Consider the following 21,464-nt stretch of genomic DNA (forward strand, 5'->3'; position numbering starts at 1 on the left):
TCACCCCCGCGAGCGTGATGCCCCAGAGTCATCTTGATGCCTCACAGTCATCAGGCTCATGCGGGTGTCCGCTGCCGCTGCCGCTGCCGCTGCCGCTGCCGCTGCCGCTGCCGCTGCCGGTGGCGGATGGGGTGCGGGGTGCGGTCGGGAGTGTCATCAGGATCGTGAGGTGTCCGCCGCCAACGCGGCGCGATCGAAGGCCCGGTGCACGGGTACGTCCGGGGGCGTAGGTGCGGTGCCGCTCGTGGACGCACGTCAGGTGGCCTCGGCGCGGGCAGAATGACGGCCATGCGAGGCAGCGGGCGGTGGCGGTGGCCGGAGGTGGCGGCAGACGCCACGCTGGCTCTGGTGCTGCTTGGGTTCGGGCTGCTCGCCACAGGTCTGGCCGGGGACAACCAGCCGGGGTCGACGCCGGTGGACGCCGCCAGCCGGGTGCTGATCGCGGTCGCCGCGCTCGCTCTGCTGTTCCGCAGGCACGCCCCGATCGTCACCCTCGCCGTGGTCACCGTGGCCACGGCGACGTACCTGGTGTTCGGCTACCCGTACGGGCCGATCCTGGTCGCGTTCCTCATCGCGGTGTACACCGTGGCGGTGCGACTGCCGGTGCGCCCGGCGGCGCTCGCCCTTGGCAGCGCGTTCGTCCTGTTGTTGGCGCACGTCTTCTGGTCCGAGGGTCCGGCGCCCGGCTGGGGCGGAGTGCTGCCCGCGTCGGCGTGGGTGGTCGTACCGTTCGCGGTGGGGGTCGTGGTGCGGGTCAACCGCGAGACGGCCGCGCGCAGCCGGGCCGAGGCGGCCCGCGATCGCGCCGAACAGGCCCGGCGGCAGGCCGACGAGGAGCGACTGCGCATCGCGCAGGAGGTGCATGACGTGGTGGGGCACGGGCTTGCCGCGATCAGCATGCAGGCGGAGATCGCCCTGCACCTCCTGCCGAAACGGCCCGAGCAGGCGGAGACCGCGCTGACCGCGATCAGCCGGACCAGCCGGGAGGCGCTGGACGAGCTTCGGGTCACCCTCGGTGCGGTGCGGCAGGGCGCCGAGCGAGGCCCGGTGCCCGGTCTGGCCCGGCTCCCGGCGCTGCGCGACCGGCTCGCCGGGGCCGGACTCGCCGTCGACCTGCGTGTGACCGGCGACGCTCGGGACCTGCCGGCGGCGCTGGACCTGACCGCGTACCGGGTGGTGCAGGAGGCGTTGACCAACGTGCTGCGTCACGCGGGGGTGGCCAACGCGGAGGTGCGCGTCGACTACCGCGCCGACGAGGTGACCGTCGAGGTCACCGACGAGGGCACCGGCGTGCGGCGGGGCGGAACGGATCTGGTCGACGACGAGAGTGGGCACGGTCTGGCCGGGATGCGGGAGCGGGTCGCGGCGTTGGGCGGACGGTTGGCCGCCGGGCCGCGCCCCGACGGCGGATTCCGGGTGTACGCCCGGCTGCCCGTGGGGCCCACCACGTGATCCGGGTGCTGGTCGCCGACGACCAGGACCTGGTCCGACTCGGTCTGCGCGCGCTGGTGGAGAGCGAGGACGACCTCGCGCTCGCCGGCGAGGCGGCCGACGGTTTGCAGGCGGTCGAGCTGGCGCGGCGGGTTCGGCCGGACGTGGTGCTGATGGACATCCGGATGCCCGGCATCGACGGCATCGAGGCGACCCGGCGGATCGTCGCGGACCCCGACCTGACCGGTACGCGGGTGGTGGTGCTGACCACCTTCGAGCTGGACGAGTACGTCTTCGACGCGCTGCGGCACGGCGCGAGCGGGTTCCTCACCAAGGACACCCGACCGGCCGAGCTGCTGCGCGCCATCCGGTTGGTCGCCGAGGGGGAGGCGCTGCTGTCGCCGTCGGTGACCCGTCGGGTGGTGCGGGAGTTCGCCACCCGACCGTCGCGGGTGCTTCGTCCGCACCCCCGGCTGGACGCGCTGACCGATCGGGAGCGCCAGGTCGTCGGTCTGGTCGGGGAGGGCCTGAACAACGAGGAGATCGCCGCCCGGTTGGTGGTCAGCCCGGCGACCGCGCGGACCCACGTCAGCCGGGCGATGGGCAAGCTGGGAGCCCGGGACCGGGCCCAGCTCGTCGTGTTCGCGTACCAGTCGGGGTTGGTGTCGGGGTGAGGCCCGGGCCGGGCGACAGCGGCCTTGCGGCGGGGCGGTTACCCTAGCGGTGGCCGGACTCCGCAGTGCCGGCCGCGTTGTGCCCGCCGGAACACTGACAAACGGGATGTTCGCGTGTTTGACACCTTGAGTGACCGCCTGTCCGGGATCTTCACCAAGCTCCGCGGCAAGGGGCGGCTCACCGACGCCGACATCGACGCCACCGCGCGCGAGATCCGCCTCGCGCTGCTGGAGGCGGACGTCGCGCTGCCGGTGGTCAAGGGCTTCATCGCGGCCGTCAAGGAGCGGGCCCGCAGCTCCGAGGTCTCCCAGGCGCTGAACCCGGCCCAGCAGATCATCAAGATCGTCAACGAAGAGCTGATCACCGTGCTCGGCGGCGAGGGCCGGCGGCTCCAGTTCGCCAAGCAGCCGCCGACCGTGATCATGCTGGCCGGTCTCCAGGGTTCCGGCAAGACCACCCTGGCCGGCAAGCTGGCCCGCTGGCTCAAGGGCCAGGGACACCAGCCGCTGCTCGTCGCCGCCGACCTCCAGCGCCCCAACGCCGTCGGGCAGCTCCAGGTGCTCGGTGGCCGGGCCGGTGTCGAGGTGTACGCCCCGGAGCCCGGCAACGGCACCGGTGACCCGGTGCAGGTGGCGCGCGCCTCGATCGAGCACGCGAAGCGGGCTGCCCGCGACATCGTCATCGTCGACACCGCCGGCCGCCTCGGCATCGACGCCGAGATGATGCAGCAGGCCGCCGACATCCGCGACGCGGTCCAGCCGGACGAGGTCATCTTCGTCATCGACGCGATGGTCGGCCAGGACGCCGTCCGCACCGCCGAGGCGTTCCGCGACGGGGTCGGCATCACCGGCGTGGTGCTCTCCAAGCTCGACGGCGACGCTCGCGGTGGTGCCGCCCTGTCGGTGCGCGAGGTCACCGGGCAGCCGATCCTCTTCGCGTCCACCGGTGAAAAGTTGGAGGACTTCGACGTCTTCCACCCCGACCGGATGGCCAGCCGGATCCTCGGCATGGGCGACGTCCTCACTCTGATCGAGCAGGCCGAGCAGGCCTTCGACTCCGATCAGAAGGAGAAGATGACCGCCAAGCTGATGGGCGGCGAGCAGTTCACCCTGGAGGACTTCCTCGACCAGCTCATCGCGGTCCGACGGATGGGCCCGATCGCCAACGTGCTGGCCATGATGCCGGGCATGGGGCAGATGAAGGACCAGCTCGCCGAGCTGGACGACACCCACTTCGACCGGGTCACCGCGATCATCCGGTCGATGACCCCGGGCGAGCGGACCAACCCGAAGATCATCAACGGCTCCCGCCGGGCGCGTATCGCCAACGGCTCCGGGGTCACCGTGATGGACGTCAACCAGCTGCTCAACCGCTTCACCGACGCGCAGAAGATGATGAAGCAGATGGGCGGCATGATGGGCCTGCCCGGCGGTGGCCGGCGCAAGGCGACCAAGTCGCCGAAGAACAAGCGCAAGGGCACCAAGGGTGGCGGTCGGCCGCGTACGGGAGCGGGTGCCGGAGCCGGGATGCCGGGCGGCTTCCCGGGTGGCATGCCGCAGCTGCCGCCGGGGATGGACCCGAACGACCTCGCCGGTGGCCAGGGCCTTCCGCCCGGCTTCAAGCTCCCGAAGATCGACTTCAACAAGCTCGGCAAGGGCGACAACCGCCCCCGCTGACGTCCGTGCCGGTCGAGGGCGACCTGCTCGCCCCCGACCGGGCGTGATCGGGTAGGACTGTGCGCATGGCTCTTCACGTGCGCGGTGTGCTGCTCCCCGACGACGAGGTCCGGGATCTCTGGCTGGTTGGGGACCGGGTGACCTTCACCCCGGTGCCCGGTGCGGAGACGGTCGTCGACGGCGGCTTCGTCCTTCCGGGGTTGGTCGACGCGCACTGCCACATCGGCATCGCCCGAGGCGGCGCCCCGATCACCTCACTCGACCAGGCCCGCGAGTTGGCCCACATCGACCGGGACGCCGGCGTGCTGGCGATCCGCGACGCCGGGTCGCCGTACCCGTACCCCGAACTCGACGACGAGCCCGACCTGCCGCGACTGGCCCGCGCCGGCCGGCACGTCGCGCCGCCGAAGCGCTACCTGCGGGACATCGGCGTGGAGGTCGACGCCACCGACGTGGCCGCGACGGTGGCCGCCCAGGCGCGGGCCGGCAACGGCTGGGTCAAGCTGGTCGGCGACTGGATCGACCGGGGTGTGGGTGACCTCGCGCCGGCCTGGGACGCGGACACCCTCACCGCGGCCGTCCAGGCCGCCCACGCCGCCGGGGTACGCGCCGCGGTGCACACCTTCTCCGAGTCGGCGGTCGAGATCATGGTGCGGGCCGGGGTGGACTCGGTGGAGCACGGCACCGGGCTCAGCCTCGACCTGATCGACGAGATGGCCCGGCGGGGCACGGCACTGATCCCCACAATGATCAACATCGCCACCTTCGGCGGCATCGCCGAGCAGGCGAGGGGCAAGTTCCCCGGGTACGCGGAGCACATGCTCGCACTGCGCGACGGTTTCCCCGAGGTGGTGCGCGCCGCGTACGAGGCGGGGGTGCCGATCTACGTGGGCACCGACGCCGGAGGCGGCATCGACCACGGCCTCGCCGCCGAGGAGATGCTGCTGCTGCACGAGCAGGCCGGCATGGCGCCCATCGACGTACTCGCCGCCGCCTCCTGGGGCGCCCGACAGTGGCTGGGTTTCCCCGGCCTGGTCGAGGGTGGCCTCGCCGACCTGACCGTCTACCCCGAAGACCCCCGCCGCGACCTGCGCGTCGTCCGCGCCCCCTCCCGCACGATCCTGCGCGGCCAGGTAGTGCGCTGACCCCGCGCCGTGCCCCCCCGACGCGCCGCGCCCCGGCCAGGGGAGGCAGCAACATCGGGGATGTTGCTGCCTGCCGCGCGCCGGAGGCAGCAACATCCGGGAAGTTGCGCGGGGCGCGGCGCCGCTCGGCGGTGCGGGTGCGGGGGAGTGCGGCGCGGCGGGCGGGGTCAGCGGGCTGGGCGGATGGCGGCGCTGAAGAGGTGTACGGCCAGGTCGGCGAGGGCCGTGGCGGTCTGGTCGATCGGCGCGCGGGGGAGCACGATGTGGCTCACCACCAACCGGACGATCGTGTCGGCGGCGAAGGCCAACGCGGCCTGGTCCGCTCCGGGAAGGTGATCGCCGGCCCACTCGATGAGCGCCCCGGACGCCTCGGTGAGCACCACCTCGGCCCGCGTGGTGAGGTACGGAAGCAGCTCGTCCGAGCCGCCTCGGGCACTGGTCAGGATGGCCTTGACCAGCGGGTTGTCGGCTGCCGTGGCGAGGGTGTGCGCGATCGCGGCGTACGCGCCGGTCCGTACGTCGGTCCCGTGCGCGAGCAGGGCGGCACGGACGTCGCCGACGAAGCGGTCCACCTCGCGGCGGGCGAGTGCCTCGGCCAGCCCGGCCTTGTTGCCGAACTCGTTGTAGACGGTCTGCCGGCTCACTCCCGCCGTGGTGGCCACGCCGCCCATCCGGACCGCGTCCCAGCCGGCGGCGATGGTCTGCGCGCGGGCGGCATCCACGATCGTGTCGCGCAGCCGCTGACGCGGCGAGTCCGTCGTTGCAGTCATGATGGTCGAATTCTAGGGGCCGCGCGGCCTGCCCGCCCAGAGCGCATGGCCCGCCCGCCCGGCGTGCGCCACCGGCCGGCCAGCGAACGCCGTCGAGGCGCCCACCGGCCACCGTCGAGTTGTCCAGCGCCGTCACCACCGCCGCCGCGAGCGTGCGCAACAGCCACCAGAAGGGGCTGCGACACGGCGCTGCGGCTCCCGGGCGCGGTGTCGCCCCGCGTGACGCATAGGATGTGCGGTCATGGCACGCGTGCTCACTCCCCGTGCGGAGGATTTCCCCCGCTGGTACCAAGACCTGATCGCCAAGGCAAAGCTGGCCGACAACGGCCCGGTTCGCGGCACCATGGTCATCCGACCGGCCGGCTACGCCATCTGGGAGCGTATGCAGGCCGAGATGGACGCCCGGATCAAGGCGGCGGGTGCGGAGAACGCGTACTTCCCGCTCTTCATCCCGGAGAGCTACCTCAAGCGTGAGGCCCAGCACGTCGAGGGCTTCTCGCCGGAGCTGGCGGTCGTCACCCACGGTGGTGGCAAGCCCCTGGCCGAGCCGATCGTGGTGCGCCCCACCAGCGAGACGGTCATCGGCGAGTTCATGGCCAAGTGGATCGACTCGTACCGGGACCTGCCGCTGCTGCTCAACCAGTGGGCGAACGTGGTCCGGTGGGAGCTGCGTCCGCGGCTCTTCCTGCGTACCAGCGAGTTCCTCTGGCAGGAGGGGCACACCGCGCACGCCACCCGCGAGGACGCCCGGGCGTACGCGCGGAAGATCCTGCACGAGGCGTACGAGGACCTGATGGTCAACGTCATCGGCATTCCGGTGGTCGTGGGCCTGAAGACGACGCGCGAGCGGTTCGCCGGGGCGACGGCCACGTACACCTGCGAAGGCATGATGGGTGACGGCAAGGCGCTGCAGTTGGGCACCAGCCACGAGCTGGGCCAGAACTTCGCCAAGGCGTTCGACATCAGCTACTCGTCCAAGGAGGGTGGCCGGGAGCACGCCTGGACCACCTCCTGGGGCACGTCCACCCGGATGCTGGGTGGCCTGATCATGGCGCACGGCGACGACAACGGTCTGCGCGTGCCGCCGAGGCTGGCCCCGATCCAGGCGTACGTCATGATCGTCAAGGACGGCGAGGGTGTCGCCGAGACGGCGGCCAAGCTGCGCGACGGCCTGCGTGACGCCGGTGTCCGGGTCGCGCTCGACGACCGGACCGACACCGCCTTCGGCCGCCGGGCCGTCGACGCCGAGCTGCGTGGCTATCCGGTACGCGTCGAGGTCGGCCCCCGGGACCTGGCCGTCGGCAACGCGACGGTGGTGCGCCGCACCGACGGCTCGAAGTCCCCGACGCCGGTGGCCGACGTGGTCGCCGCTGTGCTGGCCGCGTTGGAGACGGACCAGCAGGTGCTGCACGACCAGGCGTTGGCCAACCGCGAGTCGCGCACGGTGGAGGTCGCCACGCTGGCGGAGGCGATCGAGGCCGCCGCGAACGGCTGGGCACGGGTGCCGTGGTCGGCGGTCGGCGTGGCCGGCGAGGCCGAGGCGAACGGTCAGGGCGTCACGGTGCGCTGCCTGCTGCGCGCCGACGGCTCGGTACCGGACTCCGAGGACGAGCCCGACCTGATCGCCATCCTCGCCCGCGCCTACTGAGGTGTAGGGACGCTTGGGCCGGCGCGCCTGGGCATCCTTCTCCACGCCGGCGGCAGAGGAAGAACAACCCGAAGGTGGGTGCGGTGCGCTTCGAGCCGGGTCGGTTGATCATGCATCGGAACGTGCGGCACGGTCGGATCGGGTGGGTCCGGCCGGGCCGCGTGGTCAGCGACGACGACCGGGGTCTGCTGGTGTGGATCGCCCGGGACTCCCCGGTGGCCCACGAGGTGACCGAGGCCGGGCTGGGGATGCGGGCGATGCCGTTCGCCCAGTGGATCTCGTCGTCGTACCGCTTGGCGCACGGGCGCTGGAACGGGCCGCCGCTGCTGAAGTTCCTGCCCACCGGGGCGGCGCACTCCGTCTGGTGGTTTCGCGACGCGCAGGGCCGGTTCGCCAACTGGTACGTCAACCTGGAGGAGCCCGGTGTCCGCTGGGACGACGGTCCGGTGGCCGGCGTCGACGTGGTGGACCAGGACCTGGACGTGGTGGTGCGACCGGACCTCAGCTGGGACTGGAAGGACGAGGACGAGTTCGTCGAGCGGCTCGCCTTCGGCGACGCCTACTGGGTGACCGACGAGAAGGCGGTCCGCGCCGAGGGGGAGCGGGTGATCGCGCTCGCCGAGGCCGGCGAGTTCCCGTTCGACGGCACCTGGTGCGACTTCACACCCCCGCCAGACTGGGACGTACCGGATGAACTTCCACCTGGATGGGACCGTCCGCCAGTGCGCTGACAGGTGTCCCGCGTCACCGGTGACGCGGTGTCCGGGTCCGATGCGTGCGATCGGCATCGGATCTGGCAGAATGGGTCGCTGGTATCCGGCGCGCGTCCGGCGCCCTCTAACCCGGGCACGTCGCTAGTCCACCGAGTAGTCTCCGGCCCAACCCCACGGGTCCGGTCGGCGCTCACCCATGCACACCGCCCGCACGGGCCGGTGAGATCGCAACAGGAGCGAAACAACTGTGGCCGTAAAGATCCGGCTCCTGCGGATGGGCAAGATCCGCAACCCGCAGTACCGCATCGTCATCGCCGACTCGCGCACCAAGCGTGACGGTCGGGCGATTGAGTTCGTCGGGATTTACCAGCCGAAGGAAGACCCTTCGATCATCGAGGTCAAGTCGGAGCGGGTCCAGTACTGGCTGTCCGTCGGCGCTCAGCCGAGCGAGGCGGTGCAGCGGCTGCTGGAGCTGACCGGTGACTGGCAGAAGTACAAGGGCCTGCCGGCCCCGCCGCCGCTCCTGGTCGCCCCCGAGCGGGCCGACCGCAAGGCTGTGTACGAGGCTGAGTCGAAGGCCGCCGCCGGGCTCGCCCCGGAGACGCCGGCCAAGCCGGCCAAGAAGGCCGCCAAGACCGCTGAGGCTCCGGCCGAGGCGCCCAAGGCTGAGGCTCCGAAGACCGAGGCTCCGGCTGAGGCTCCGAAGACCGAGGCTCCGGCTGAGGCTCCGAAGGCTGAGGCTCCGGCCGCCGCTGCCGACGCCGGTGAGCAGGCCTGACATGCCTCTGCGTCCGGCGTTGGAGCACCTGGTCAAGGGCATCGTCGACCACCCGGACGACGTCCGGGTGCGGATGGTCGATTCCCGTCGGGGCAAGCGGCTCGAAGTCCGCGTGCACCCCGAGGACCTCGGCACGGTGATCGGGCGGTCCGGCCGGACCGCCAAGGCGCTGCGCCAGGTGATCGGCTCCATCGGCGGGCGCGGGGTACGCGTCGACATCGTCGACTCGTACTGATGCAGCTCGTCGTTGGCAGGATCGGCAAGCCGCACGGCGTCCGCGGTGAGGTCACCGTGGAAGTGCGGACCGACGAGCCCGAAGCACGGTTCGCCCCCGGCACAGTGCTGCGCACTGAGCCGGGGGCGATGCCCCCGCCCGTTTCCCCGCGCAGCGAGCTGGGGGCGACGCCCGCTCCGGCGGACGAGCCCGGCGTTCCGTTCCGCGTTCCGGCGGAGCTGACCATCGAGGAAGCCCGCTTCCACCAGGGCCGGGTGCTGATCGCGTTCGCTGGGATCCCGGACCGCAACACCGCAGAGGCGCTGCGCGGCACCCTGCTCGTGGTGGACAGCGCCGATGTGACCCCGCCGGACGACCCGGAGGAGTTCCACGACCACCAGCTCGTCGGGCTGGCCGTGGTCACCCCGACCGGTGAACGGCTGGGCGAGGTGGCCCGGATCGACCACGCGCCGTCCTCGGACCTGCTGGTGCTGCGACGCCCCGAGGGACGTACCGCGTTGATCCCGTTCGTCCGGGCGATCGTCCCGGAGGTCGACCTGGCCGGTGGACGTGTGATCGTCGACCCGCCAGCCGGACTGCTCGATCTCTAGGATCACCCCGCTATGCGCGTCGACGTCGTGTCGATCTTTCCGGAATACTTCGCCCCGCTCGACCTGTCGCTGATCGGGCGGGCGCGGGCCAACGGCGTACTCCAGCTTGCCGTGCACGACCTGCGGACCTGGACCCACGACGTGCACCGCACCGTCGACGACACTCCCTACGGCGGCGGGCCGGGGATGGTGATGCGTCCGGAGCCGTGGGGTGAGGCGCTGGACGCGCTCGCGCCGGCCGAGGCCCCGCCACCCCGGTTGCTGGTGCCGTCGCCGGCCGGTGCCCCGTTCACCCAGGCCATGGCTCACGAACTGGCCGCCGAGTCGCATCTGCTCTTCGCCTGCGGCCGGTACGAGGGCATCGACCAACGCGTTCTGGCGCACGCCGCCACCCGGATGCCGGTCACCGAGGTCTCGCTCGGTGACTACGTCCTCTTCGGTGGCGAGGTCGCGGTGCTGGTGATCCTGGAGGCGGTCACCCGGCTGCTGCCGGGGGTGCTGGGCAACGCGGGCTCGCTGGACGAGGAGTCGCACGCGCACGGGCTGCTGGAGGCGCCGATCTACACCAAGCCGCCGAGCTGGCGCGGGCACGACGTGCCCGAGGTGCTCCGCTCCGGTGACCACGGCAGGATCGCCCGTTGGCGGCGCGAGGAGGGGCTCCTGCGCACCGCCGCCCGCCGTCCTGACCTGCTCGCCGCGCTGCCCGCCGATCGGCTCGACAAACGGGACATCGCGGCCCTGGACCAGGCCGGATTTCAGCTGCCGGCGGGGGATGTGGCAAAGTAGGGGGGTTGCCGCATCCGTCCGCGCCCGCGGGCGGCTGCGAGGATCCCCGACCGGGGTCGGCCCGCCGACATCACCCGAGGATCAGAATCACCCACCCGCGCACCGAGTGACGGTGCGCCGTGAGCCTTACGAGGACGCAGCGATGAACATCCTGGACGCCCTTGACGCCCAGTCGAAGCGGACCGACCTTCCCGACTTCCGGGCCGGTGACACCGTCAAGGTGCACGCCCGCGTCGTCGAGGGCAACCGGTCCCGTGTCCAGATCTTCCAGGGCGTCGTGATCCGCCGCCAGGGTGACGGTCTGCGCGAGACCTTCTCGGTCCGCAAGGTCAGCTTCGGCGTCGGCGTCGAGCGGACCTACCCGATCAACGGCCCGGGCATCGACCGGATCGAGATCGTGACCCGCGGTGCCGTGCGCCGCGCCAAGCTCTACTACCTGCGCGAGCTGCGCGGCAAGAAGGCCAAGATCAAGGAGAAGCGGGAGAAGCAGCCCAGCTGACTTCCCGCTCACCACGCCGCCTGAGCTGTGCGTATGCCGTACCGACCAGACCGCACTACCCTGGTCGTACGGGCGCAGCGAGGCGGCGGCCCCGCCCACGTGGCGGGCAGCCGTCCACTACCGCCCGTGGAGCCTCGACGAGGCTCCCGGGCGGTAGTGCTTCTGTGGACCGGGGAGTGGCGTGGTGCAGACGCTTGACGAGGACGGCACCGTCGATCCGTGGCGCCGGCGGGCTCGCCGTACCCGCCGCCAGATGCCTCTCTGGCAGGAGCTCCCGCTGCTGCTGGTGGTCGCGTTCTGCCTCGCGGTGCTGATCCGCACCTTCCTGCTCCAGGCGTTCTTCATCCCGTCCAGCTCGATGGAGGACACGCTCCTCATCGGGGACCGGGTGCTGGTCAACAAGGTCGTCTACGACGTACGCGACCCGCAACGCGGCGAGGTGGTGGTCTTCCGGGGCACCGACCGCTGGGCGCCGCAGGTCGACGAGCAGCCGGCGCCCGGCGTCGCCGGCAAGCTCACCCGCACCGTCGGTGACCTGGTCGGGGTGAGTCGCCCCGGCGAGAAGGACTTCATCAAGCGCGTGATCGGTCTCCCCGGCGATCGGGTCAAGTGCTGCGACAGCCAGGGTCGGGTGACCGTCAACGGCACGCCGCTCAACGAGCCGTACGTGCTGCGGGACTCCCCGCTGGACCTGCCGCCCAACCCGGCGGAGTGCCGCTCCCGGCGCTTCGACGAGGTCGTCGTACCGCCCGGTCAGATCTTCGTGATGGGTGACCACCGCGAGGTCTCGCAGGATGCACGCTGCCAGGGCCCGGTGCCGATCGACAACGTGGTCGGCCGGGCCTTCATCGTGGTCTGGCCCTCGTCGCGGTGGACTTCGCTGTCGGTGCCGTCGACCTTCGACGACGTGTCCGCGCCGGCGACGGCGTCCCCCGGCGCACCCCCGGTGCAACCGACCCCGCAGGGCGGTGTGCTGCTGATACTCCCGTTGGCAGCCGCACTGCGTGGTTCCCGCGCGTTCCGGTCGGTGGCGTCCAGTTCGGCAACGTAGGCTCCTTGGCGTGATTGACGAGCAGACCGACAAGCCGCGCAGCTCCTTCTGGAAGGAGCTGCCGATCCTGCTGGGTGTGGCGATCCTGGTCGCGGTGCTGGTCCGCGCCTTCGTGCTGCAGACCTTCTTCATCCCCTCCCCGTCCATGGAGAACACTCTCAAGATCGACGACCGGGTGCTGGTCAACAAGCTGGTCTACGACTTCCGATCGCCGCACCGCGGCGAGGTGATCGTGTTCAAGGCTCCGACCGCCTGGAGCGGCAACCCCGACGGTGAGGACTTCATCAAGCGGGTGATCGGCGTCCCGGGTGACCACGTGGTCTGCTGCGACCCGGAGGAACGGCTGATGATCAACGGCAAGTCGTTGGACGAGCCGTACATCTTCTCGATGGACGGCATCCGCGACAAGCCCGCCGATCAGGAGTTCGACATCACCGTGCCGAAGGGCCGGCTGTGGGTGATGGGCGACCACCGCTCGGCTTCCGGCGACTCTCTGGAGCACTGGCAGCAGTCCGGGCAGAACATCACCGAGGCCACGATCCCCGAGGACGACGTCGTCGGTCGGGCGTTCACCGTCTTCTGGCCGGTGGGTCGGGCCACCTGGCTGACCGTGCCAGACCAGTTCGACGGCATTCCCAAGCCGTAGGCCGCCCGGGGCGTGGGCGATCCGCCGCCGGTCTGGCAGGCTGGGGCGGTGACCGTGAGCGCGAGGAGTGAGCCTGCGAGCCCCGCAGCCGCGAGCAGTGCCGACCGTGCCTTTACCCCTCGACGCGCCGCCCGCGTGCTGCTCGTCGACGCGGCCGGCCGGGTCCTGCTGTTCGAGGGCTTCGACCCGGCCCGACCAGGGCACCGCTACTGGTTCACCCCCGGCGGTGGGCTCGACCCGGCGGAGTCCCCGGCAGCCGGCGCGGCACGGGAGCTGGCCGAGGAGACCGGGTTGCGGCTCGACCCGGCCGAGTTGGGCGAGCCGGTCTGGTGCGACACGACCGAGTTCACGTTCGACGGCACCTGGTACCGCCAGGAACAGGACTTCTTCCTTTTCCGGGTGCAGTCCTGGCAGGTGGACACCACGGGCTTCAACGACATCGAGCAGCGCAGCATCGCCGATCACCGCTGGTGGCTTCCCGCCGAGTTGGCGGCCAGCGGTGAGCGGTTCTATCCCCCCGAGCTGCCCGTCCTGCTGACCCGGCTGGGGCAGTCGACCGGCGCGGGCCAGGGCGAGGCGTCGTGCTGACCCCGCCGCGCACCGTCGTGCGCCGCGAGGCCGGCCTGTACGCCCTGGAGCGAGCGCTCCAGCGGCGCGGCTTCCGGCACGTCGCCGGCGCGGACGAGGCGGGCCGGGGCGCGTGTGCCGGTCCGCTGGTCGCCGCCGCGGCGGTGCTGCCCGAGGGGCGGCGTGGCGAGATCGAGGGGCTGGCCGACTCGAAGCTGCTCACCCCGGCGAGCCGGGAACGGGTGTACGCGGAGGTGGTGGACCGGGCACTGGCGTACGCCGTGGTGGTCATCCCCGCGGACGAGGTCGACGCCCGGGGGCTGCACGTGTGCAACCTGGCGGCGATGCGTCGGGCGCTCGCCTCCCTCACCACGCGCCCGGAGTACGTGCTGACCGACGGCTTCGGCGTGGACGGCCTGGGCGTGCCCGGCCTGGCGGTGTGGAAGGGTGACCGGGTCGCGGCGTGTGTGGCGGCGGCCAGCGTGCTCGCCAAGGTCACCCGGGACCGGATCATGGTGGAGCTGGACGGGGTGTTCCCGGCGTACGGCTTCGCCGAGCACAAGGGTTACATCACCCCGGAGCACTCCGCTGCGCTGCGGGAGCACGGGCCGTGCCGGGAGCACCGGTTCTCGTACGTCAATGTCGCCGCGGTCTCCGGCCGCGACGGCCGGCCGCCGCGGGCCCGACGGCCCGGCGGCCACGCGCTGGAAGAGCCGATGGAGCGCTCCTGGGCGTCAGGGGGTACCGTCGGCGTGGCGTTGGGCGAGCAGCCTCGGCCTCCGGCGCCGGTGGGGGAAGATGTGGCCATGGAAGGCGGAGTGCGATGAGCGCGGAAGATCTCGAGAAGTACGAGACCGAGATGGAGCTGCAGCTCTACCGGGAGTACCGCGACATTGTCCGCCAATTCTCGTACGTGGTGGAGACGGAACGTCGGTTCTACCTGGCCAACCAGGTCGACCTGCACGTGCGCAACTCCGACGGCGAGGTCTACTTCGAGGTCGAGATGCACGACGCCTGGGTGTGGGACATGTACCGTCCTGCCCGCTTCGTGAAGAACGTCCGGGTGATGACCTTCAAGGACGTCAACGTCGAAGAGCTGGAGAAGCCCGACATCTCGCTGCCCGCCGACTCCGGCTTCGGCGGCTGACCGCACCCGCGCCGGTCGGCCGCACCACGGGCCCCCCACCCGCGGTGTGACCCCCGCTGCCGATCACTCGGCCGGCACCAGGTCACTGGGCCGGCACCTCTTCACTGGGCCGGCACCTCTTCACTCGGCCGGCACCACGACCTCGACCCGCTGCACCAGGTTGTTGGCGAAGCCGCCACGGTTCCACGGCTGCTCGACCGGCTGGGTGCGACCCGACGCGTCGGTCGCCCGGGCACCGAGCACGTGCCGGCCCGGCGTGGCGGACCACTCGTAGCGCCACCGCCGCCAGGCGAAGTCGCCGCCGTCCGCCGGGTCCAACTCGGCCGGCACCCAGCTCTGCCCACCGTCGGTGGTGACCTCCACGGAGACCACCGGCGCGTGCCCCGACCAGGCCCGACCGTCCACCGTGCACGGCCCGGGCCGCAGCACCCGGCGGCGGGACATGAAATCGGGGAAGCCGGGCGGGCGGACCAGCGCGCGGGGTTCGATCCGGGTGACCGGAACGCCCGGGTCGTCGGCGTCGGTGCGCACCCGGTACGCGACGGCGTTCTGGTAGCCCTCGAACTGCTCGGTGCGGATCTCGACCGACTGGAGCCACTTCACGTGCGCCATGCCGTACCAGCCGGGCACGATCAGCCGAAGCGGGGCGCCGTGCTGCGGCAGCAAGGGAGCGCCGTTCATCTCGTACGCCAGCAGCACCTCCTCGCGCAGCGCGTCGGCGACCGGAAGGGCCCGCTGGTAGTCCTGCTCGACCCCACGCTCGACGCCGTGGTCCGCGCCGGTGAAGACCACGTCCACCGCGTCCGGCCCGAGGCCCGCCTCCCGCAGCAGCGGAGCGAGGGGGGTGCCGGTCCACTCGGCGTTGCCGACCGCCTCGACCAGCCAGGGCTGGCTGACCGGCCGGGGGTGCAGCAGGGCTCGCCCGTTGCCGGCGCACTCCAGGGTCACCTGCTGGGTGACCCGTGGCCGCTCACGCAGGTCGGCGAGGGTGACCGTCAGCGGGCGGTCCACCGCGCCGCCGATGGTCAGCGTGTGCGCCGCCGGGTCGACGTCCGGGATGTCGTAGTGGATCAGCAGGTAGTGCAACCCGGCCGGGGTGACGTCGTAGCGCAGCGCCTCCAACGGGATGCCGTGGTTGCGGGCGGCGAGCTGCAACTCCTCGGCGCTGATCGCCTCGTCCGGCTCCGCGAGCCGGGACGGGCCGCTCACGTCGGCCACCGTCGGCGTCCGGTCATCGACAGTGGTCATGCCTGGGCCTCCCCGGTCCACACGGCGGCACCCGCCGTACGCGGACCAGCCTAGGCCCTCCCTGGCAGCACGAACATGGCCCGGGGGACGGTGGGGTGAGGTCAGCGGGGGAGGAGGAGACTGGCGCGGGTTCGGCCGAACAGTCCCGGTGGAGGCTCCCAGTGCTCGCAGATGAGGAATTCTGGCGGCTCGTCGACATGCTGGGCGGCCAGCCCGAGGTCCAGGACGACCGTCCGTACGAGCGGTTGACCTCGGTGCTGTCGGAGCAGCCGGTGGAACGGATCATCGACTTCGCCGAGGCGCTCGCGTTCAAGCTCCACCAACTGGACCGTCGGGTGCTGGCCCAGGCTGTCCTGCCCGGCGCCGACCGACTGTCCGATGACGACTTCCTGTATGCGCGGTGCGCGGTGGTGGTGGCGGGACCAGCGGCGATGGCAGCCGTGCTGGCGGATCCCGCAGCGTTCGAGCGTTTCACCACCGTCGAGGCCGCTCATGCGGAATCGATCCTCGACGTCCCCTCCGACGCCTACCAGAGGGCGACCGGGAAGGAGTGGGACCACGTCGAGGAGTACGACTACGAGACCGGCTCGAACGAGCAGTGGTGGTGACCTGACCGGCCGTAGCAGATCATCGGCATCGCTGGGTGGTCGTCCACAGGAGCTCCGGTTGTCCACAGGTCCGCAGGCCGGGGCGGCGGACGACCCGGCTTCGGCCGGAGGCTGCCGTCATGCGACCCCGATCCGTCCCGCGCACCGGCCCGGTCCGCCATGCCGGGCTGCTCCGCGCCGCGCTTGCCCTCGCGCTGATCGTCCAGCTCTGCGGCTTGGTCGAGGCGACACCCCGCGAACCACCGACGCCGGCCGTGCCGGTCGCGGCGGCCCTGCCGTCCGCCCCGCAGCCCGCCGGGCGGTTCCGCTGGCCGGTCACCGGGGCGCCTCGTCCGGTACGCCGATTCGACCCGCCGCCCCGGCCGTGGCTGCCCGGTCACCGGGGCGTCGACCTGGCCGCGCCGGCCGGAACGGTGATCCGAAGCGCCGGTCCGGGCACCGTGCTCTTCGCCGGTCTGGTGGCCGGGCGACCGGTGATCACCGTGGGGCACGCCGACGGGCTGCGAACCACCCACGAGCCGGTCCGACCGGCCGTACGTCCCGGCCAGCAGGTCACCGCCGGCACGCCGCTGGGCGAGCTGCTGCCCGGACACCCGGGTTGCCCGGCCGCGGCGTGCCTGCACTGGGGCCTGCGCCGGGGCACGGACTATCTGGACCCGCTGGCACTGCTCGGCCTCGGCCCGGTGCGACTGCTGCCGGTCAATGAGGCCGGCCCTCCGCTGCCGGTCCGTGGGACCGGCCTCGGCGAGGTCAGCGCTGGGCGAGCAGGGCCGGCAGCCGCACGGCCAGCCGCTCGTACTCGTCGGCGGTGTTGTAGACCTGACCGGTGAGGCGCAACCACCCCCGGCCGTTCCAGCTCATCACCGCCACCTCGGCGGCGAGCCGTTCGCCGATCCGCGCCTGCAGCGCCCGCGCCGCGTCGATGGTGGCGGCCAGGCCGGCCGGCAACGGAATGAGGCGCAGAGACACCTCCGGCCCGCCGGGGTCGGGCAGTTGGGCGGGAGGCACCCCCAGCGCGTCCGCGACCACCCGCTGGCCGTACGCGGCGAGCGCGGCGTTGTGCGCCCGCACCCGGTCGACGCCGAGACTGCGCAGCGTGAACAGGCCCGCCGGAGCGGCCAGCCAGGACGTGTAGTCGAGGGTCGCCTGCCACTCGACCCGGGCCGGGAAACCAGACTCCTGCTCCCAGGACACCACCAGCGGCTCGATCCGGTCCCGCCACTGCGGTGCCACCGCCAGCAGGGCGGTCCCGCGCGGGGCGTACGCCCACTTGTGCAGGTTGCCCACCCAGAAGTCCGCGCCGATGCTGGCCACCGTCGTGGACAGCATCCCCGGGGCGTGTGCGGCGTCGACCAGGACCGGTACGCCGTGTTCGCGGGCCACCCCGACGATCGCGGCGGTCGGGAAGAGCTTGGCCGTAGCCGAGGTGAGCTGGTCGACGACGAGCACCCGGGTCCGACCGGGGCGCAGGCCAGCGCGGATGATCTGCACGAGCTGCTCGTCGCTCGCGGCCAGCGGGATCGGCAGCACCCGGCTGACGGCTCCGGTGCGACGGCACTCGCGCTGGATGGCCAGGCTCACCGCCCCGTACCCGTGATCGGTGCTGAGCACCTCGTCGCCGGATTGCAGACCCAGCGACTGGAGCACGACGGCGACGCCGGTCGTGGTGTTGCCCACCAGGGCGCTGCCGTCGGGGTCGGCACCCAGGAACCCGGCGAGGTGCCGGCGGGTGTGCGCGATCCGGTCGACCAGGCCCTGGGTGAAGAAGCGCAGCGGGTTGGCCTCCATCTCGTCACGCAGCCGCTGCTGGGCCCGCTGCACCCCGATCGGGACCGCGCCGAACGAGCCGTGGTTGAGGTGGCTGACCGCCGGGTCCAGGGAGAAGAGCAGGCGGGCGCCCGGAATGGGTTCAGGGGGCTGCGGGACGCTCACGTGATGATCGTAACCGCCGGGGCCCCCGCCCTCCGGCCCTTGATCAGGCGCGCGGGTGGGCCTGACGGTAGGCGGCACGCAGCCGCTCCACCGAAACGTGCGTGTAGATCTGCGTGCTGGCCAACGACGCGTGGCCGAGCAGCTCCTGCACGGCCCGCAGGTCCGCGCCGCCCTCCAGGAGGTGGGTGGCCGCCGAGTGGCGCAGACCGTGCGGGCTCGTCCGGGGCAGGCCGGCGGCCTCGGCGTACGCACCGACGATCTGACGGGCCGTCGTCGGGTTGAGTCGGCCACCCCTGGCACCCAACAGCAGCGCGTCCCCGGAGCGGGCACCCACCAACGCCGGACGGCCCCGGCGTAGCCATTCGTCCAACGCCCGCTGTGCGGGCACCCCGTACGGCACCGCGCGCTCCCGTCCGCCCTTGCCGAACACGCGGATCACCCGTCGGCCGTGGTCGACGTCCCCGACGTCCAACCCGCACGCCTCGCTGACCCGTACACCGGTGGCGTAGAGCAGCTCCAGCAGCACCCGGTCACGCAGCGGCACGGCCTCGGCCTCGGCCGTCTGCGCCGCGCCCGGTGCCGGCCCGGGAGATGGGTCGGTGGGAGCTGGGCTCACGGACGGCGTCGACCGCACCGGCGGGTCGGTGGGAGCTGGGTCAACGGGCGGTGCCTGCCGTGCTGGTGCCTCGACCAGGGCGGCGGCCTGGTCGGCGCGTAGGACGCTGGGCAGCTCGCGGTGCGCACGCGGGCTCGCCAGTGCCGCACCGACGTCGGCGGAGAGCAACCCGGCCCGGTGCGCCCATGCGCTGAACGCCCGTGCCGACGCGGCCCGGCGGGCCAGCGAGGTGCGGGCCGCGCCGGTGGTGCGTTGCTTCGCCAGCCAGCTGCGCAGCACCGACAGGTCCAGCTCGGCCAGGTCGACGCAGCCCATCCGGACGGCGTGGTCGAGCAGCGAGACAAGATCGGTGACGTACGCGCGGACGGTGTGCGCCGACCGGTTACGCACCCGGGACAGGTGCTCGGCGAAGTCGTCGACGGCGTCACGCAGCTCGGGCGGTAGCGCATGGTGCATGGCCCGGGTGCCCCGGTCCGGCCGGCTCATCGTGGCCGCGTCGACTTGCGGACCGGTCCATCGGCCCCGGCACCTCCACTGGCAGCTGGCACGGCACCAGCCTACGGCCGAGCGACGAGGGTCACCGGCCCCCACGGTGCCGGTGTTCGTCGGGCCTCGACTATCGCCGGTTGGACCTCCTGATCACCACCACCACCAGGCCGGCAATGAGCACGGCGGACGTGAAGAGACAGCACAGCACCGTGATGTGCCACGGCTTGACAGCACCCATGACCGGGCACCGTACCGGTAGGAGCGACATCTGGGTGCCCCCGCGCTGGCGCCCTCAGGCCGACCCGGATGTCGTCGCCGCCGTCGTGCGCTTCGGTCGGGAGGGCGGGATGAGGGCGTAACCGCCGTTGCGACGAACCACCATGGACAACTCCTCCAGGAGAGACAGCTTGCGCAACGCGGTCCGCAGGTCGACACCCGCGCGGGCGGCGAGGCGGTCCACGCCCATCGCGCCTCGCCGCGGCAGCGCCTCCAGCAGTGACCGCGCGTCGTCGTCGAGCGCGTCGGCGGGCCGTTGCGGGCCGCGCGTCAACGGAGCCAGGTCCGCGCCGATCCGGCCCACCTCCTCAAGGACGTGCGCCAACCCGGTGACCAGCCGGGCCTTGGGGAACTCGCGGAGGAACTCGTGCGCGCCGACGGACATCGCCGAGGTCACCGGCCCAGGCACCACCATGGCCACCCGGTTGGTGTGGATGGCTCGCCGCGCGGTCTGCGTCGCGCCACTGCGTGCCGACGCCTCCACCAGGACGGTGCCCCGGGTGCCTGCGGCGATCACCCGGTTGCGGATCAGAAACCGGGGCCGCAGGGGTTCGGCACCGGGCGGCCACTCGCTGACCAGCAACCCGGTGTCGGCGATCCGGTCGAAGAGTGCGGCATTGCCCATCGGGTACGGCCGGTCCAGCCCACAGGCGAGCACCGCGACGGTCAGGCCACCGGCGTTGAGGGCACCCCGGTGGGCGGCGGCGTCGATGCCGAACGCGCCACCGGACACGACCGTCCAGTCCCGCTCGGCGAGCCCGTAACCCAACTCGGTCGCGACGTGCTGCCCGTAGCCGGTGGCCGCCCGCGCCCCGACCACGGCCACCGAACGATCCAGGGCCTCGCCCAACGGCCAACTTCCGCGTACCCAGAAGCAGAGCGGCGGGGCGGTCTCCACGTCCACCCGGCGGGTGACATCCGGCAGGCGCAGGTTGGCCAGGACCGCGACCTGGGCTGGCCACTCCTCGTCGTCCGGCGTGACCAGGCGTGCTCCGAGCCGGTTCGCGCGCTCCAGCGCCTCGGCCGCCACCGCCCGGGCGTCGCCGGCCGCCGTCCGGGCGGCCACCGTGCTGTGCAGCCAACCGTCCGGGCTGCCGCCGTCGAGCAGCAGGTCCAGGGTCGCCACCGGGCCGTGCCGTTCGACCAGTCGGTGCACCGCGCGGGTGCCCGGCTCGGCCAGCCAGGTCAGGGCGACCCGGGCCTGCCGCCGTTCGTCGTCGGCGCTCATGTCGCTTCTCCCGTCCGGAGTTGGATCGCTTCCCGCACGTCGTCCAGGTCCGGCCGATCCCGGCCGTCCAGATCAGCGATGGTCCAGGCCATCCGAATGACCCGGTCGAAGCCACGCGCCGACAGCGAGCCGGAGTCGAGCCGGCCCCGCAGTTCGGCGGTGACCCGGGCGGGCAGCCGCCACGGCGGTCGGCGCAGGTGCGGGCCGTCCACCTCGGCGTTCACCCGCCGGCCGAGACCGGCCCAGCGGGTGGCCGCAGCCTGCCGGGCCGTTGCCACCCGGGCGGCGACCGTCGCCGACGGCTCGGTGTCGCCCTCGGGTGCCAGCAACTCCGCCGCCCGCACCGGCATCAGCCGAACCTGTACGTCGATCCGGTCGAGCAGCGGCCCGGAGAGCCGGCCCAGGTAGCGGCGGCGGACCAGCGCTGTGCACTCGCAGTGCGCGTCGCCGGACGGCTTCGCACACGGGCACGGATTGGCGGCAAGCACCAGTTGGGTCCGGGCCGGGTACACGGTGCCGCCCCCGCTGCGACTCAGCTGGATGCGACCGTTTTCCAGTGGTTGGCGCAGGGCCTCCAACGCGCCCTTGCTGAACTCGGGGGCCTCGTCGAGGGAGGCGAAGACACACCACAAATGAAGATGCCCCGGCCGAGTGCTGGAACACCGACCGGGGCCGACGGAGAAAGGGCCTCCGCCATGTCTGAGCTTACG

23 protein-coding genes and 1 pseudogene are annotated in these 21,464 nt (G+C 72.4%); 18 read left to right on the plus strand and 6 right to left on the minus strand.

What is annotated here, in order from left to right; translation table 11 throughout:
* Window positions 1-288 precede the first annotated feature (288 nt).
* From AC3CF1_RS26150 to AC3CF1_RS26165, 4 genes are all read left to right on the plus strand, one after another.
* Complete coding sequence (locus tag AC3CF1_RS26150; protein WP_488451485.1) at window positions 289-1,452, plus strand: sensor histidine kinase; 1,164 nt, start codon at window positions 289-291, stop codon at window positions 1,450-1,452.
* A complete protein-coding gene (locus tag AC3CF1_RS26155; RefSeq protein WP_354978966.1) occupies window positions 1,449-2,105 on the plus strand; it encodes a response regulator transcription factor in 657 nt (218 codons plus the stop codon). The genes AC3CF1_RS26150 and AC3CF1_RS26155 overlap by 4 nt, the downstream gene beginning before the upstream one ends.
* A gap of 114 nt (window positions 2,106-2,219) precedes the next feature.
* Window positions 2,220-3,782 (plus strand): signal recognition particle protein, encoded by a 1,563-nt coding sequence (ffh, locus tag AC3CF1_RS26160; protein WP_088946615.1) that lies wholly within the window; start codon window positions 2,220-2,222, stop codon window positions 3,780-3,782.
* 65 nt (window positions 3,783-3,847) lie between these two features.
* Entirely contained in the window at window positions 3,848-4,927 is a 1,080-nt protein-coding gene (locus AC3CF1_RS26165; RefSeq protein ID WP_328366248.1) for an amidohydrolase family protein, read from the plus strand.
* A 167-nt stretch (window positions 4,928-5,094) separates the two neighbouring features.
* Here the strand turns inward: AC3CF1_RS26165 and AC3CF1_RS26170 are convergent, their stop codons facing one another.
* Window positions 5,095-5,697 (minus strand): TetR/AcrR family transcriptional regulator, encoded by a 603-nt coding sequence (locus AC3CF1_RS26170; protein WP_099851194.1) that lies wholly within the window; start codon window positions 5,695-5,697, stop codon window positions 5,095-5,097.
* A 241-nt stretch (window positions 5,698-5,938) separates the two neighbouring features.
* On the opposite strand from AC3CF1_RS26170, the gene proS reads away from it, so the two are divergent.
* The 12 genes from proS (at window position 5,939) to AC3CF1_RS26230 (ending at window position 14,357) form a co-directional block, all read left to right on the plus strand.
* Window positions 5,939-7,345, plus strand: coding sequence for a proline--tRNA ligase (proS, locus tag AC3CF1_RS26175; RefSeq protein WP_488451486.1), 1,407 nt, complete (start codon window positions 5,939-5,941; stop codon window positions 7,343-7,345).
* Between the two features lie 83 nt (window positions 7,346-7,428).
* On the plus strand, window positions 7,429-8,076 hold the full coding sequence (locus AC3CF1_RS26180) for a ribonuclease FAU-1 family protein (protein WP_488451487.1): 648 nt from the start codon (window positions 7,429-7,431) through the stop codon (window positions 8,074-8,076).
* Between the two features lie 229 nt (window positions 8,077-8,305).
* Window positions 8,306-8,836 (plus strand): 30S ribosomal protein S16, encoded by a 531-nt coding sequence (gene rpsP / locus AC3CF1_RS26185; protein WP_488451488.1) that lies wholly within the window; start codon window positions 8,306-8,308, stop codon window positions 8,834-8,836.
* The gene (locus AC3CF1_RS26190) at window positions 8,811-9,071 is read left to right on the plus strand and encodes an RNA-binding protein (RefSeq protein WP_172862164.1); all 261 of its coding nucleotides are present in this window, start codon (window positions 8,811-8,813) and stop codon (window positions 9,069-9,071) included. The genes rpsP and AC3CF1_RS26190 overlap by 26 nt, the downstream gene beginning before the upstream one ends.
* Window positions 9,071-9,661 (plus strand): ribosome maturation factor RimM, encoded by a 591-nt coding sequence (gene rimM, locus AC3CF1_RS26195; protein WP_141908221.1) that lies wholly within the window; start codon window positions 9,071-9,073, stop codon window positions 9,659-9,661. The genes AC3CF1_RS26190 and rimM overlap by 1 nt, the downstream gene beginning before the upstream one ends.
* Window positions 9,662-9,673: 12 nt before the next feature.
* Window positions 9,674-10,447, plus strand: a complete 774-nt coding sequence (gene trmD, locus AC3CF1_RS26200) for a tRNA (guanosine(37)-N1)-methyltransferase TrmD (protein ID WP_099851201.1) — start codon at window positions 9,674-9,676, stop codon at window positions 10,445-10,447.
* Between the two features lie 142 nt (window positions 10,448-10,589).
* Window positions 10,590-10,946, plus strand: a complete 357-nt coding sequence (gene rplS / locus AC3CF1_RS26205) for a 50S ribosomal protein L19 (protein ID WP_088946622.1) — start codon at window positions 10,590-10,592, stop codon at window positions 10,944-10,946.
* A 181-nt stretch (window positions 10,947-11,127) separates the two neighbouring features.
* On the plus strand, window positions 11,128-11,997 hold the full coding sequence (lepB, locus tag AC3CF1_RS26210; protein ID WP_354981154.1) for a signal peptidase I: 870 nt from the start codon (window positions 11,128-11,130) through the stop codon (window positions 11,995-11,997).
* 10 nt (window positions 11,998-12,007) lie between these two features.
* Window positions 12,008-12,643, plus strand: a complete 636-nt coding sequence (gene lepB / locus AC3CF1_RS26215) for a signal peptidase I (RefSeq protein WP_354981153.1) — start codon at window positions 12,008-12,010, stop codon at window positions 12,641-12,643.
* Window positions 12,644-12,697: 54 nt separating this feature from the next.
* Complete coding sequence (locus AC3CF1_RS26220; protein ID WP_488452133.1) at window positions 12,698-13,231, plus strand: NUDIX hydrolase; 534 nt, start codon at window positions 12,698-12,700, stop codon at window positions 13,229-13,231.
* Window positions 13,225-14,037 carry a ribonuclease HII gene (locus AC3CF1_RS26225; RefSeq protein ID WP_088946626.1) on the plus strand — a complete coding sequence of 271 codons (813 nt, stop codon included), beginning with the start codon at window positions 13,225-13,227 and terminating at the stop codon, window positions 14,035-14,037. The genes AC3CF1_RS26220 and AC3CF1_RS26225 overlap by 7 nt, the downstream gene beginning before the upstream one ends.
* Window positions 14,034-14,357, plus strand: a complete 324-nt coding sequence (locus tag AC3CF1_RS26230) for a DUF2469 domain-containing protein (RefSeq protein WP_007075222.1) — start codon at window positions 14,034-14,036, stop codon at window positions 14,355-14,357. Before AC3CF1_RS26225 ends, AC3CF1_RS26230 begins: the two co-directional genes overlap by 4 nt.
* A 120-nt stretch (window positions 14,358-14,477) precedes the next feature.
* On the opposite strand, the gene AC3CF1_RS26235 is transcribed toward AC3CF1_RS26230, so the two are convergent.
* On the minus strand, window positions 14,478-15,605 hold the full coding sequence (locus AC3CF1_RS26235; protein ID WP_488451489.1) for a sulfite oxidase: 1,128 nt from the start codon (window positions 15,603-15,605) through the stop codon (window positions 14,478-14,480).
* A gap of 161 nt (window positions 15,606-15,766) precedes the next feature.
* Between AC3CF1_RS26235 and AC3CF1_RS26240 the strand changes: the two genes are divergently transcribed.
* Together AC3CF1_RS26240 and AC3CF1_RS26245 are read left to right on the plus strand one after the other, a co-directional pair.
* Window positions 15,767-16,213: a DUF4240 domain-containing protein gene (locus AC3CF1_RS26240; RefSeq protein ID WP_488451490.1), complete on the plus strand. Its 447-nt coding sequence runs from the start codon at window positions 15,767-15,769 to the stop codon at window positions 16,211-16,213.
* A gap of 119 nt (window positions 16,214-16,332) precedes the next feature.
* Window positions 16,333-17,043 (plus strand): murein hydrolase activator EnvC family protein, encoded by a 711-nt coding sequence (locus AC3CF1_RS26245; RefSeq protein ID WP_488451491.1) that lies wholly within the window; start codon window positions 16,333-16,335, stop codon window positions 17,041-17,043.
* Here AC3CF1_RS26245 and AC3CF1_RS26250 read toward each other — a convergent pair.
* The 4 genes and pseudogenes from AC3CF1_RS26250 to AC3CF1_RS26265 all read right to left on the minus strand — a co-directional run.
* Window positions 16,964-18,145, minus strand: coding sequence for an aminotransferase class V-fold PLP-dependent enzyme (locus tag AC3CF1_RS26250; protein ID WP_328366228.1), 1,182 nt, complete (start codon window positions 18,143-18,145; stop codon window positions 16,964-16,966). The genes AC3CF1_RS26245 and AC3CF1_RS26250 overlap by 80 nt on opposite strands.
* Window positions 18,146-18,188: 43 nt before the next feature.
* Window positions 18,189-19,247, minus strand: coding sequence for a tyrosine recombinase XerC (locus tag AC3CF1_RS26255; RefSeq protein WP_354981151.1), 1,059 nt, complete (start codon window positions 19,245-19,247; stop codon window positions 18,189-18,191).
* Between the two features lie 295 nt (window positions 19,248-19,542).
* On the minus strand, window positions 19,543-20,754 hold the full coding sequence (locus tag AC3CF1_RS26260) for a DNA-processing protein DprA (RefSeq protein WP_354981150.1): 1,212 nt from the start codon (window positions 20,752-20,754) through the stop codon (window positions 19,543-19,545).
* Window positions 20,751-21,449: pseudogene (locus AC3CF1_RS26265) on the minus strand (ATP-binding protein); the annotation flags it as partial. The pseudogene AC3CF1_RS26265 and the gene AC3CF1_RS26260, both read right to left, overlap by 4 nt.
* Window positions 21,450-21,464 lie beyond the last annotated feature (15 nt).

This window comes from Micromonospora sp. MGP-C2, assembly GCF_057766525.1.